The organism is Actinomycetes bacterium, from assembly GCA_022396035.1.
Taxonomy (GTDB): domain Bacteria; phylum Actinomycetota; class Humimicrobiia; order Humimicrobiales; family Humimicrobiaceae; genus Halolacustris.
Genome location: JAIOXO010000004.1, coordinates 39033 through 51794, shown reverse-complemented (window position 1 = coordinate 51794; position 12762 = coordinate 39033). Strand labels below are relative to the sequence as shown.

14 protein-coding genes are annotated in these 12762 nt (G+C 42.4%); 3 read left to right on the top strand and 11 right to left on the bottom strand.

The features are described 5' to 3' along the window. Window positions 1-54: 54 nt before the first annotated feature. The gene (locus tag K9H14_02495) at window positions 55-570 is read right to left on the bottom strand and encodes a hypothetical protein (GenBank protein MCG9479063.1); all 516 of its coding nucleotides are present in this window, start codon (window positions 568-570) and stop codon (window positions 55-57) included. A gap of 105 nt (window positions 571-675) precedes the next feature. On the opposite strand from K9H14_02495, the gene K9H14_02490 reads away from it, so the two are divergent. After that, the gene (locus tag K9H14_02490; protein MCG9479062.1) at window positions 676-873 is read left to right on the top strand and encodes a hypothetical protein; all 198 of its coding nucleotides are present in this window, start codon (window positions 676-678) and stop codon (window positions 871-873) included. A gap of 102 nt (window positions 874-975) precedes the next feature. On the opposite strand, the gene K9H14_02485 is transcribed toward K9H14_02490, so the two are convergent. From K9H14_02485 to K9H14_02475, 3 genes are all read right to left on the bottom strand, one after another. Further along, window positions 976-2148 carry a hypothetical protein gene (locus K9H14_02485; protein MCG9479061.1) on the bottom strand — a complete coding sequence of 391 codons (1173 nt, stop codon included), beginning with the start codon at window positions 2146-2148 and terminating at the stop codon, window positions 976-978. 31 nt (window positions 2149-2179) lie between these two features. Then, window positions 2180-2587, bottom strand: coding sequence for a response regulator (locus tag K9H14_02480; GenBank protein ID MCG9479060.1), 408 nt, complete (start codon window positions 2585-2587; stop codon window positions 2180-2182). 476 nt (window positions 2588-3063) lie between these two features. Continuing rightward, window positions 3064-3204, bottom strand: a complete 141-nt coding sequence (locus tag K9H14_02475) for a hypothetical protein (GenBank protein MCG9479059.1) — start codon at window positions 3202-3204, stop codon at window positions 3064-3066. Between the two features lie 574 nt (window positions 3205-3778). Here K9H14_02475 and K9H14_02470 point away from each other — a divergent pair. Continuing rightward, window positions 3779-4504 carry a Stp1/IreP family PP2C-type Ser/Thr phosphatase gene (locus K9H14_02470; GenBank protein MCG9479058.1) on the top strand — a complete coding sequence of 242 codons (726 nt, stop codon included), beginning with the start codon at window positions 3779-3781 and terminating at the stop codon, window positions 4502-4504. Beyond that, window positions 4497-6302: a protein kinase gene (locus tag K9H14_02465; GenBank protein ID MCG9479057.1), complete on the top strand. Its 1806-nt coding sequence runs from the start codon at window positions 4497-4499 to the stop codon at window positions 6300-6302. Before K9H14_02470 ends, K9H14_02465 begins: the two co-directional genes overlap by 8 nt. Here K9H14_02465 and K9H14_02460 read toward each other — a convergent pair. The 7 genes from K9H14_02460 to K9H14_02430 form a co-directional block, all read right to left on the bottom strand. After that, the gene (locus K9H14_02460; GenBank protein ID MCG9479056.1) at window positions 6299-7276 is read right to left on the bottom strand and encodes an acetyl-CoA carboxylase carboxyltransferase subunit alpha; all 978 of its coding nucleotides are present in this window, start codon (window positions 7274-7276) and stop codon (window positions 6299-6301) included. The two genes, K9H14_02465 and K9H14_02460, sit on opposite strands and share 4 nt — an antisense overlap. Before the next feature lie 9 nt (window positions 7277-7285). Further along, entirely contained in the window at window positions 7286-8056 is a 771-nt protein-coding gene (gene accD / locus K9H14_02455; protein MCG9479055.1) for an acetyl-CoA carboxylase, carboxyltransferase subunit beta, read from the bottom strand. Beyond that, on the bottom strand, window positions 8044-9300 hold the full coding sequence (gene fabF / locus K9H14_02450; protein MCG9479054.1) for a beta-ketoacyl-ACP synthase II: 1257 nt from the start codon (window positions 9298-9300) through the stop codon (window positions 8044-8046). The genes accD and fabF overlap by 13 nt, the downstream gene beginning before the upstream one ends. Window positions 9301-9311: 11 nt before the next feature. Next, complete coding sequence (gene fabG, locus K9H14_02445; protein ID MCG9479053.1) at window positions 9312-10067, bottom strand: 3-oxoacyl-[acyl-carrier-protein] reductase; 756 nt, start codon at window positions 10065-10067, stop codon at window positions 9312-9314. Window positions 10068-10070: 3 nt separating this feature from the next. After that, a complete protein-coding gene (locus K9H14_02440) occupies window positions 10071-11012 on the bottom strand; it encodes an ACP S-malonyltransferase (protein MCG9479052.1) in 942 nt (313 codons plus the stop codon). A 12-nt stretch (window positions 11013-11024) separates the two neighbouring features. Then, complete coding sequence (gene fabZ / locus K9H14_02435; GenBank protein MCG9479051.1) at window positions 11025-11447, bottom strand: 3-hydroxyacyl-ACP dehydratase FabZ; 423 nt, start codon at window positions 11445-11447, stop codon at window positions 11025-11027. Window positions 11448-11596: 149 nt separating this feature from the next. Continuing rightward, window positions 11597-12712 (bottom strand): aminopeptidase, encoded by a 1116-nt coding sequence (locus tag K9H14_02430; protein ID MCG9479050.1) that lies wholly within the window; start codon window positions 12710-12712, stop codon window positions 11597-11599. Between the last annotated feature and the right edge of the window lie 50 nt (window positions 12713-12762).

Here is a 12762-nt window from a genome sequence, read left to right as displayed (position 1 = left end):
ACTCTCCTCCTCCTTCACTCAAAAAATCTATAATTAATTTAAGTAAATCACTAACTATAACTGATTGCGTATAATTTTGGGGTTGTTGCCAAAATCTTCTTCCAGCATATCCACTGTGGCCATCTTGGAGGCAGGATTTGCAATTCTAGCCAGCACTATGTTTTTAAATATATTAACTTTGGATTTATTTCTGGATGGCCTCTGTATTACTTTTTTATATCCAAGATCATCAAACAGTTTATCGTATTCCTCATGTATTCCCCTGGAGAGTCGCTGCTCTTCTTTTAGGTTTTTAACATTTACTACATAATCCTTGTCGGGGTATTCTTTTTTGGAACCGGCAAGCTTTACTATCTCTTCGGGTTTAAATAGGAACTCCTGGCCTCTGGCTTCTAGCTTGAGCTTTATTGACTCTGCTAATAATTTTAGTTTTTCCAGTTCATCTCTATCTTTTGCTACACCTACATGGCGTACTATCTTTCGGGTAACTTTTTCACCCTTTCTTAGGGACTGTACTATCTGGACGAATGTTGTAGCACAGTTATTTGATGTTTTTACTCTTACAAACAAAAAATATTTATATCATTTTCTACATTAATTTACTATATATATGATAAAATATGGCACTACATTGGACTGTTTAACCCCCCAGCTGCATATAGTGGGGTTTTTTAAATTTTGAGCTTGAAATTAAATAAAAAATACAGAAGTCGGGAAATAGAAGAGACCAGAAGGAGGGTAAACGCCCTGGAATACAAGCTGATACCCGAGCTGGAAGAAAACATTAAATACATAACCATGAAACTGACAGAAAATGAGATGTCCAATACAGTAAGACTGATGAAGCTAAAGGATATTGTAAGGAGCTATTAAGCCTAATCCAGCCTTTTAGGCAGAGCTTTATAATCATTATCCGAAAAATCGTAAACAATGCAGCAATTGCCGTAAAAATAAATGGTGTGCACCGAAAATTCCCTATAATAACTTAAAAACTACAGAAAAACAGGAACCCTCACCCAGCTTGCTTTCTACATTTATGCTTCCGTTATGGATATCAACGATCTCCCTTGCTATTGAAAGTCCCAGCCCTGTACCGTTCTTGTGGAACTGGACAGCATTGTTTGAACGGAAAAATTCATTGAAAATACTATCCAGGTTCTTTTCCGGTATTCCTATCCCCTGGTCTTCTATGCCCACATAAAGTCCGGGACCCTCTATTTTTTTTACAGTAACCCTGACAGTGCTGCCGGAAGAGGAATAATTGATAGCATTTTCAATCAGAATGGAAAAAAGTATTTCAATCTGCCTTTCATTGCCATTTATATAGAAATCTCCTTTTGCAGGCCTGTAATCAATTTGGATCTGTTTGGCTTCTGCGGGTGCCATAAACCTCTGTACTGTCCCCGATATTATAGGGCTTAAATTGATTTTTTTAAGGTCAGATGCCCTGTCCTCCCCTGTCTTTAATTTCTCTAGCTCAAGCATTTCGCTGATAACCATGGACAGCAACTCACATCTTGCCCTAATCTTTAGTACAATATCCCTGGTTGACGGCAATATCTCGCCTGAATATCCTTCCAGGATAATATCAACATAACTCTGGATAGCTGCAAACGGGGCCTTTAGCTGATGAGTGGCATGCAGAAGGTATTTGGTTTTTTCCTGGTTGATTTCATGCAGCTTCTGGCTTATCTTCTCATATTCCAGCATCTCCTTTTCAAGTCTCATATTGATTTTTTCTATATCCTCGGTTCTGTCAATGATTTTTTTCTCCAGGTTCATCTTGTACTCATTTAAGTTTCTGTTTATCTCATTATAGGAGCCGAGCAAATGGAATATTATCTTGGAGCCATTGGCCCCGATAAGGCTTGTTTTGGGCAGTTTCTTGCTGCTTAGGTCATTATAGACGCGAAGGTCCCCGGTAGCCTCAAATATGAGGTCCAGCTGTTTGTCGCTTATGATCTTTTCATAATCCGAAACATAATCGATACCGTGGTTTTTGGCAAAAAGAGCCCCCACGGCATAAGAGTCGATATCGCAGACATACTTTATCTTTATGTCAGGTATATTCAGAAGGACCTTTAATAAGGCCATTCCTCCCTTGCCGGCCCCGACTATGGCAATTATTGCCTGGCTGTTGTTGTTCATATCTATCTACCTTAATGCAGCACGCAGCTTTCTAAATTTTTTGCCCTTCTTTAAGGGTAGAACCCACTATTCCCAGCAGCTCATCCGGCTTCACCGGCTTATCCAGAAACTTGTTTACCGGAAGCCAGCTCTGGTCGACATCCTGGTTGCTGAATCTGCCCATATAGATGCCCTTCTCATTTACTACCGAAAGCATGATAATCGGTATCCCTACAAGTTCCTCACTTCTTTTAATCTCCCTTGCAACCCTGAACCCTGCTGAATTGTCTTCGGGAAATATAACATCCAGGATAATCAGGTCAGGTTTGTACCTGGAAACATTCTCAACCACATTCTCATCATCATACTGGGCGGAAACCTCGTAACCGTTTGCCTTTAGAACCATCGATATGGAGTCTACGATATCCCGATCATCATCTATTATGTATACCTTCTTCATTTAACCTCCTTTTTATAATTAGTTTTAATTATATATTACTATATACATAGTAATAATCAAAATACTAAATTATAACCAAGCAAAAAGCTTTCTACTAGGACCCGGTAGCCTGTTACGGATTTTGGCCGCTTAGAAGGGTGCAGGCAAGGTCTGAATTAAAATATATTAATTATATCTTTGTTTCCGCAGGTTAAAAACACAAAAATCCTGAATTAATTAAACTCTTTTTTCTTCCTGGTTTTTACTATAATTTCTTTTAAATACCTATCTAAAAGCCTGCCCAGCCGTACTTCATTTTTCCTGATTTTCTTCTGTCCTTCCCTGAATTGACGGTAGTTTTGGGTAACTTTTTTTATCCATCCTACATTTTCCTCTCCGATAGGCTTAGTTTTGGGCTTTCCATCCTCGGGGAAGGTAATGCACCTAAAGGGATGTACCTTTCCGCTACTACACCAGCAGTTTTTCTTACCAATTCTTCAGTACACCTCCTTATATGAGCCGGGCACCATAACCTTTATGGAGAGAATCCTGTTCAAAAATAGCTTCATCCTGGTTGTATCAAGCCTCTGGAAGGGGGTATTGTTATGTTTTCTGTTAAGGTCTTGCAACAGCCTCATTTAGCTCTCCTCTATAGTAGAACACAAGGTTTCTAAGAGAGGCCAATACCCTCTGGTATGCAATTTTACCAAATTTTCAACTAATGCTTTATCCTTTGATTTTCCAGAACGGACGGGAAGTATTACCGTACCAGAATGCTTGGTAAAATCATCATATTCAGGGTTTATATCCGGCTAGTATTTTTCAGGTGAACTAACTGCGCTCTTTAGATTATCTGGCAAAAAAACAGCTCTTTACTCAACTAACTCTTAATTAACCTCATCTGTTAAAAACTTTTCAGTTAAATCTTTAATAAATAGTAAAAAACCCGGCATATTACCGAGCTTTTAATCAAATCAATTTTATTTTCTTTTTAAATTTTAGGTCTACATTTATCTCATCATCTAGGTTTTCTGTTAAGTCCAGTCCTTTATTCTCTAAACCAATAAAGCCTGCGCCAATCTTCTTACCTCCGCCATTCGCCTCAAATACATATCGATTTTAACCAATTCAGCCAAAAATTCAACAGCCGGCCTTTATTTTTTAAAAAATAATCTTTACTATTATACCAATTAGATAAATATTTTAACAACCATGGAACACATTGCCCTTACCGACATAGGTAACTACCGCAAAAAAAATGAAGACAGCCTCTATTCAGACTCGAATCTGTTTATAGTGGCCGATGGAATGGGTGGCCACAAGGCAGGCGAAGTTGCCAGTAAAAAGGCGGTAGAGGTATTTAGAGATTCTTTCTACAACTATTTAAATAAGCACCAAAAACCAGATATTGTAGAAATTAAAAACACTATGGGACAGAGCATGCAGGATGCAAACAAGGCTGTATACAATCTGTCTGTATCCGATACCGGTTATGCGGGCATGGGGACCACCCTGACTGTATGCTACCTGACAGAAAACATTGCCCATATCTGCCATGTCGGAGACAGCAGGCTCTACTTTAAAAGGAAAAAAGAGCTTTTTCTTAAAACTCATGACCACACCCTGGTAGGTGAACTTTACAGAGACGGCAAAATTGATGCAGAGCAGGCTTTCAGCCATCCTAAAAAGAATATACTAACCCAGGTTGTGGGTATGGAAAGTAATCTGCAGCCCCAGAGCCTCCAGCTAGAGCTAAAACCTGAAGACATTATACTGTTGTGCACCGACGGGCTTAACTCCATGCTCAAAGACCAGCTTATCGGAAAGATAATGGGAAAATATAATGATCTTTCCGATATGGGCCACAACCTTATAAAGTACGCCAAGCATAATGGCGGTTATGATAATATAACCCTTATACTCATAAGATATGAATGACACATCACTGATAGCTAACCGGTACAAAATTATAAAAAAAATCGCCAGTGGCGGTATGGCTGATGTTTTTTTGGGCCAGGATAGTAAACTTGACCGGCAGGTGGCCATAAAGATACTGTCAGAAAATTATGCCAGAAATAAAAGTTTTGTGGCCCGGTTTAAACGCGAGGCCCAGATACTGGCCAAATTAAATCACCCCAATATCGTGATGATATATGACTGGGGGCAGCATAACGGTTCCTATTTTATATGCATGGAATATATTGAAGGCTACAGCCTTAAGGAAATAATTGAAAGAAGAGGCATAATTTCTCCGCAAGAAGCAGCCAAATATGCCATACAGATATGCCAGGCCCTGGAAGCAGCCCATAGCAATAACCTTATACACCGGGATATCAAACCCCAGAATATCCTGGTGACTGCAGATAATACCTTAAAAGTAACTGATTTTGGAATAGCCAAACAGGCTTTAGACGATGCTACAAAAACCATGAACATAATCGGTACCGCAAACTACATATCCCCGGAACAGGCCATGGGAAAATCCCTTGATCACCGTTCTGACATCTATTCACTGGGAGTGGTGCTATATGAAATGATTACTGCTGACCTTCCTTTCCGGGGAGAGAGCAGTGTGGATATAAGCTTAAAACATATAAATGAAATCCCAGCCAGACCGTCACTGATGGTACAGGATGTCCCCCTTGCCCTGGAAAAAATTGTCATGCATTGCCTGCAAAAAGACAGAGAGACCAGGTACAGCACGGTAAGCCAGTTAAAGAAAGATCTTTTTCGTTATCTGGAAGGGAGAAAACTTTCAATTGAACAGCCGTCTAAAAGGAGACAGCAAAAAAGGCCCTTTTTTTTTAAGAAAGTTATGGGACCGTTAAGGATTGCAGATATTTTCTTTATATCCATTTCCCTGATTCTGGCTGTGGTTGCAGCCATTTTTATATTTGGCTATGTTAAAGACCAGGACGACAGCAAACCTTTTTTAATGCCCAACCTGGCCGGACAAAACTTCCAGACCGCCCAAACTATTTTGGAACATATGGAAATAGAAGTGGAGGCCAGCTACCAGTTTCACCATACAATTTCTGAAGATTCCATAATATCACAGATTCCTTCTGCCAATTCTGCCTTATCTGAAGAAGACTCGGTAAGGTTAGTGGTCAGCAGGGGTTCCCAGCAACGTTTTTTAAGTGTACCCAACCTTCTGGGCCTAACCCGGGAGCAGGTATCAGAAGTGCTCGAGGATATGGGCCTGGAAGAGGGACAGATTGATAAAGAAGTATCCAGCAACTTATTTGCAGGAAAAGTAATAGGCCAGTCACCTGCTTTCAACCAGCAGATAGAAGAAGGCGGTACAGTTGACCTGGTCCTGGGGGAAGGCCCTCAGATGGTAGTAATTCCTAATATTGTAGGTACAGATTACCCCTATGCGGCCAGCCACCTTCAATCACTGGGATTAACCCTGGATGCGGAGATAGCCACCCGGTACGGGACAAGCCCGGGGACTGTTGTAGATACCGTTCCGGCACCCGGCAATACCGTAGAAAGCAACAGCATTATTAAAATCCTTATTGCTACCAACCAGGAGCTGGCAACTGTTCCTGACCTGAACCAGATGGAGCTGAGCCGGGCAATTGAAGCCCTTAGTTCAGTTGCCCTAAATTACGAAGTCAAAGAGGTTTCTGCCTCCTATTCAGTACAAAAAGGTTTAGTGATGTCCCAGTTTCCCCGGGCAGGCAGCTCCGTATTTTTAAACTCGACGGTAATCATCTTTGTGGGAAGTTAGTCTCTGGTGATAAATTTACCCAGAGCTTCAAATTTTTCAGCCCGTTCCTGCTTTAGCTGATCTTGTGGTTTGCTCCGGTGTTCCTTTAGGGCCAGCACCAGATGCTTTTTTACAATATTTATACTCCTGTCCATATTGTTCTGGGCCCCGCCCAGAGGCTCATGTATAACCCGGTCCACCACCTTTAGCCGGTATAGGTCCCTGGCAGTAATTTTTAAGGCCTGTGCCGCCAGTTTGGACCCTGCAGCATCCTTCCAGAGAATAGCCGCGCACCCTTCCGGTGATATTACCGAATAAGTTGAATTTTCAAGCATTAAAACTTCATTTCCTATAGCCAGCGCCAGGGCTCCCCCGCTTCCGCCTTCGCCAATCAATACTGTTATTATGGGGACACTTACCTCAAACATAAGCTTTATGCTCTGGGCAATAGCCCCTGCCTGGCCGTTATCCTCTGCTTCCAGAGCCGGGTATGCACCCGGTGTATCCACAAAAGTAATTATGGGGAAATTAAATTTATCAGCCAGCCTCATTATTCTCTGTGATTTACGATATCCGGAGGGGCTGCTCATGCCAAAATTATATTTTACCCTTTCTTTGATATCCCTTCCTTTATTATGGCCGATTACCGCCACCGTAGTTTCATTTAGTTTTCCCAGCCCGGATACAATGGACTTGTCATCGCCGCCCAGCCGGTCTCCCTTTAGTTCCATGAAATCATCAAATATACGGCTTATGTAATCTATGCTCTGGGGTCTTTTTTCATCCCGTGAAAGCTGGACTATCTTCCAGGTCCTGGCAGCCTGTCTCTCTACCCTTCTGTAATCTTCTACTTTATTTAGAAGTTCTTTTTCCGCCTGCTTGAAATGCACCCGGTTAAAAAAGGATGTCTTCTTTAGTTTCTCCAGTTTTAGAAAAGACTTTAAGGTATCTTTTAAATAGTTCTTTGGTATATTTTTTAAATCTTTTAAATCCATTTATGCCCCTTAAAAAAAGTTTAGCAACCTTATCAGGGAATCCCTAATTTGATTTCTTTCAATAATCATATCTATCTGTCCGTTTTCAACATCTCTTTCCGCTGTTCCAAAATCTTTGGGCAGCTCTTTATTTATGGTCTGTTTTACCACCCTGGGACCTGCGAAACAAAACAGTGCCCCCGGCTCTGCAATTACAATGTCGGCTATGGAAGCAAAGCTGGCACTTACTCCCCCGGTGGTTGGGTTGGTTATTATTGACAAAAAAGGTATTTTTTTATCTGCCAGCCTCCTCATGCAGGAAACTGTCTTAGCCATCTGCATCAGCGAAAGTATGCCTTCCTGCATCCTGGCTCCCCCGGAAGCGGAAAATATTATTAAAGGCAATAAATTCTTCAGGCTGTACTGGCTTAAAATCTTTATCTTTTCACCCACCACGCTGCCCATGCTTCCGCCCATAAAAGAAAAATCCATCACGCCTATGGCCACCGGCCTGTCTTCTATGGCAGCAGAACCAACCAGTATAGCTTCATCAATGCCTGCTTTTGCCCTGGCTTCATCTAATCTTTCAGAATAAGCTTTAAGGTCTACAAATTTTAGAAAATCTTCTGACCTGATCCTGTCGGCAAGTTCATTGAAACTGTCCTTGTCAACAGTCATCTCTATCCTGTCTTTAGCCGAAACCCAGCCATGGTATCCGCATTCGGAACATACATTCAGGTTTTCTGTATATTTCTTTAAGCTTATCTTCCGGCTACAGCTTTTACAGACTATGGTTTCCATTTTTTAAACCCCAGACATACATTATGGCCCCCGAAACCCATGGAATTGGAAATAGCTACATCAACTTCCCTTTCTATGCTTTGATGGGGAGTGTAATTTAATCTGCACTGGTCATCTGGATTATCTAGGTTTATGGTGGGGGGAATAATATTATTAATAATTGCCAGTATCGAAGCTACCGATTCTATAGCTCCTGCAGCCCCCAGACAGTGGCCGGTCATGGATTTGGTGGAGCTGATGTTTATATTTTTAGCATTTTCTCCAAACAATCTCTCTATGGCCGTACTTTCTACAATATCATTTAAAGGCGTGGAGGTACCGTGAGCATTTATGTAATCAACTTCATCCAGTCCAATGTCTCCCTTCTGGAGGCAATTGTTCATACACCTGGCTACATTTTCCCCTGACTGTTCCAGCGCAGTCATATGGTAAGCCTCTCCGGAAAGCCCGTAACCGAACATTTCTGCATATATTTTTGCGCCCCGGTTTAAAGCATGCTCCAGCTCCTCCAGTATAACAATTCCACAGCCTTCCCCCATTACAAATCCATCCCGGTCCCGGTCAAATGGCCGGGAAGCCTTCTGGGGCTGGTCGTTTCTGGTAGAAAGAGCATTCATGTTAGAAAAGCCGCTCATTCCCAGAGGGGTTATGGGGGCTTCGCTGCCTCCGGCAATCATGGCCAGCGCATCGCCCCTCTTTATAATTTCATATGCATCGCCAATAGCATTGGATCCCGCCGCACAGGCAGTGGTAGTAGTGCTTACCGGGCCTTTAGCCCCGCTCATTATTGATACCTGGGCTGCAGCCATATTACTTATAATCATGGGTATTAAAAAAGGGCTAACCCGATTGGCACCCTTCTCCAGCATTCTTATATGCTGTGTTTCCAGTGTAGATAAACCTCCTACTCCGCTTCCGATGTATACTCCCACCAGGTGTCCGTTATCCTTGTCAATAGCCAGACCGCTGTCCTCAATAGCCTGGCCGGCACCAGCATAGCCAAACTGGGCAAAACGATCCATCCTTTTGGATAATTTTATATCCATGAAATCCGCTGGCTTAAAATTTTTTACCTGGGCTGCAATCTTGGAGCCTATCTTATCCAGGTCAAACCCTTCAATGGTGCTTACCCCTGATTCTCCGGCAATAATATTTTTCCAGAAAGTTTCAATATCCAGCCCCAGGGCAGTAATAGCTGCAAGCCCGGTTACTACCACTCTTCTTTCCTTGGTATCTTTTTCCATACTTTTCCTTTCTATATTCCCATTCCCCCATCTACATTTAATACAAATCCGGTGATATAATCAGAATCACTGCTGGCTAAAAAAAGAATAGCCCTGGCTACATCATCAACTGTTCCCAGCCTGCCGCTGGGTATAATCTCCAGCATCTTATTTTTAGCCTTATCCGCAAGGCTTCTGGTCATATCAGTATCAATATAGCCTGGAGCCACTGCATTAACCTGAATATTTTTTCCGGCAAACTCCTTGGCCAGAGATTTGGTAAGCCCTATTAGTCCGGCCTTGGACGCGGAATAATTGCTCTGGCCGGCATTACCGTGGATCCCCACTATGGAAGATACGTTTATGATTTTTCCGCCTTTGTTTTTAATCATGGATCTCACCACATTCTTGCATAATATGAAGGCTCCGGTAAGATTAATCTCCAGCACCCGGTTCCAGTCCTCCAGAGACATGCGCATTATGAGGTTATCTTTGGTTATACCGGCATTATTTACCAGTACATCTATATTCTGGTGGGTTTCCAGAACCTTTTCTACATTCAGCTTTACATCCTCCGGATTGGATATATCCACGGCAAGGTATAAAACCCTGTCCTTACCATACTGGTTGGTGAATTCAACCTCGGTAGCTTTTCCCTGTTTTTGGTCCAGGTCAAAAATTACTACTTTGGCTCCTTCCTTCAGAAAAGAGGCAGCGATGTTTTTACCTATACCCCTGGCACCGCCAGTAACCAGGCAAATTTTATTCTGTAGCTTCATTTTATTTATCCATCACTCCTTAAACTTGTTTAACAAATGGTCCAGGTCAGAATCACTGCTATAAACATCTGCTTTGTGGCCAGACCCGGCAATAATCCTCTGGGTTAACTTGCCCAGGATATTTTTAGGGCCTATTTCAACCCAACAGTCAAACCCCTGCTGCAGCAGTTCTAAAACCGAGGGCAGCCATTTTACAGGCTCTACCAGCTGCTTCTGTAAAATTTTATTTATCTGTTTGCCAGAAATAAATTCTGCCGCAGTAGATGAAAAAAAGGGAAGATCGGTGCTGACACTATTTAAATTCTGATCCATATATGCCCTTAGTTCTTCCGCTACCCGGCGCATTAAAGGACAATGGGAAGCAACGCCAACCTTGAGGGGTAAAACTTTTCTGATACCGTTTTTTTTAAATTCCGCTATGGCCCGGAGAACATCCTGTTTGTTTCCGCTTATCACGGTCTGGGTATAATCATTATAGTTGGCAATATAGACCTGAAGGCCAAGTTTTCTTACCTGCTCTTCCACCCTTTTAAAATCCACTCCCAGCACCGCCGCCATCATCCCTTCAGAAACCTGGTTCTGTTCTGCCATTAGCCGGCAGCGGTAGGCCACCAGCTCTAATCCCTTCCGGTAGCTGTAAGCACCGGCAGCATACAAAGCGCTGTAATCCCCCAGGCTGTGCCCGGCTACTGCCTGGGCCCTGGCTGCCAGATTTGTATTCTCTTTCAGGTAATCAAACAGGGCACAGCTAAAAGCATAAATTGCCGGCTGGCTATAGTTGGTTTTATTAAGCTGCTGGGGCTGACCGGATATTATCTCTAATATATCCTGGCCAATGATATTGCTGCAAAGGTCAAAATACTTTCTATAATTCGGATTACGGGTAATAAAATCCATGCCCATGCCTTCATACTGTGATCCCTGTCCCGGAAAAATCAATGCAATTTTACCCATCTTTTCCTTTCACTATTGTATGGCAAACATAATTTCAGCGCTGCAGGCAATTTTTTCCTCCACCCTGGCTGATCCTCTGGCCTTTCCAATTCCTCTCCTGAACTGGAGCAGCTGAACTTCCATTTCCAGGGTATGTCCCGGTTTTACCAGTTTTTTAAACCTTACCCGGTCAATGCCTGCAAACAAGGCTAGTTTACCCCTGTTCTCTTCCAGAGACAGCAGGGCTATTGCCCCTGCCTGGGCCATGGCCTCTACTATCAATACGCCAGGCATAATGGGATTGGAAGGAAAATGGCCCTTGAAATAATATTCCTCCAGCCTTACCTTCTTAATAGCCTTGATACTTTGCCCCGGCTCCATTTCAATAACCTCATCCACCAGCAAAAAAGGCTCGCGATGGGGTATTATCTGTTTAATTTGTTCTTTGTTTAACACAGCAATCAACCTTTTTGTCACTTGTTTTTTAGTTAGACGGTCTGGCCTTCCCATAGTTTCATAAACATAAAATTAAACTGCCGTACCGGGTAGCAGTTTAATCTGTCTACTGTTTTTAATGGTCAGTATAAGTTGAGACAAAGGTCTGGTTAAGTTAAGTTTTCCGGATTAAGCCCCTCCAGTTCTTTGGGCATAAACCTTCCGTCTTTTCTTATAAGTTTGCCGTCAAAATGTATCTCGCCTCCACCCATATCCCTGGTCTGTATGCTTACCAGATCCCAGTGGATGGCCGAATCATTACCATTGAAAGCATCTTTGTAGCATTTGCCCGGTGTAAAATGAAAACTTCCCCTAATTTTTTCATCAAAAAGGGTATCCTTCATGGGTTTTAGTATATAAGGATTAACCCCCAGGGCAAATTCTCCAATATATCTGGCGCCCTTGTCGGTATCCAGAACCTGATTTAGCCTTTTACTGTCGCTGGAAGTAGCCTCAATTATTTTACCCTTCTTGAATTTAAAGCATATACGCTCATAGGTATAACCCTGATAAACAGCAGGGGTGTTGTAGGTAATAACTCCATTAACCGAATCTTTTACCGGAGCGGTAAACACCTCTCCATCGGGGATATTGTTTTTACCTGCACATTTTATGGTGGGAATATTCTTGATGGAAAAACTAATATCTGTACCCGGGCCTTTTATGTCCACCCGGTCAGTTTTACTCATTATATCAACCAGGCGATCCATGGCTTTGGACATCTTGGAGTAATCCAGATTACAAACCTTGAAATAGAAGTCCTCAAAGGTTTCCGCGCTGGTCCCGGAAAGCTGGGCCAATGAATTATTGGGGTACTTGAGTATCACCCAGCTGGTATTATTTATCCTTTCCTGGTTTACAGGATCTGAATAATATTTCATATAAGCATTTAAATTTTCTGACTTCAGGTCTCCCAGTTCATTGGCATTATCACTGGCCCTTATGCCGATAAAAGCATCCATGCCCTTCATCTTTACCAGGTCGCACTCAGCCATAAAGTCCAGCTGGTTCTTGCTTGTTTTTTTCAGCAGCTCTCTTTTTATGCTATTGTTTAGCAGATTAACATGGGGTTCGGCTCCCGACTCATATATCCTGGCAATCAAAGCTCTAACCAGCGGCAGGGCAGAATTGCCCACACATTCCACCATTACCCGCTGCCCCTTTTTAACCTGGCAGGAATACTCTACCAGATTTTTTGCCAGTTTATTTATTCTTCTATCCTTCATGCCTGCCTCCAATAAAATTAAATATTAGTAAACTGTCATCATTGGTTGGG

Excerpts from the sequence above, each read along its gene's own strand:
- K9H14_02485 (MCG9479061.1), bottom strand. The coding sequence starts at position 2,148 with ATGAACAACAACAGCCAGGCAATAATTGCCATAGTCGGGGCCGGCAAG.
- K9H14_02480 (MCG9479060.1), bottom strand. The coding sequence starts at position 2,587 with ATGAAGAAGGTATACATAATAGATGATGATCGGGATATCGTAGACTCC.
- K9H14_02475 (MCG9479059.1), bottom strand. The coding sequence starts at position 3,204 with ATGAGGCTGTTGCAAGACCTTAACAGAAAACATAACAATACCCCCTTC.
- K9H14_02470 (MCG9479058.1), top strand. The coding sequence starts at position 3,779 with ATGGAACACATTGCCCTTACCGACATAGGTAACTACCGCAAAAAAAAT.
- K9H14_02465 (MCG9479057.1), top strand. The coding sequence starts at position 4,497 with ATGAATGACACATCACTGATAGCTAACCGGTACAAAATTATAAAAAAA.
- K9H14_02460 (MCG9479056.1), bottom strand. The coding sequence starts at position 7,276 with ATGGATTTAAAAGATTTAAAAAATATACCAAAGAACTATTTAAAAGAT.
- accD (MCG9479055.1), bottom strand. The coding sequence starts at position 8,056 with ATGGAAACCATAGTCTGTAAAAGCTGTAGCCGGAAGATAAGCTTAAAG.
- fabF (MCG9479054.1), bottom strand. The coding sequence starts at position 9,300 with ATGGAAAAAGATACCAAGGAAAGAAGAGTGGTAGTAACCGGGCTTGCA.
- K9H14_02440 (MCG9479052.1), bottom strand. The coding sequence starts at position 11,012 with ATGGGTAAAATTGCATTGATTTTTCCGGGACAGGGATCACAGTATGAA.
- K9H14_02430 (MCG9479050.1), bottom strand. The coding sequence starts at position 12,712 with ATGAAGGATAGAAGAATAAATAAACTGGCAAAAAATCTGGTAGAGTAT.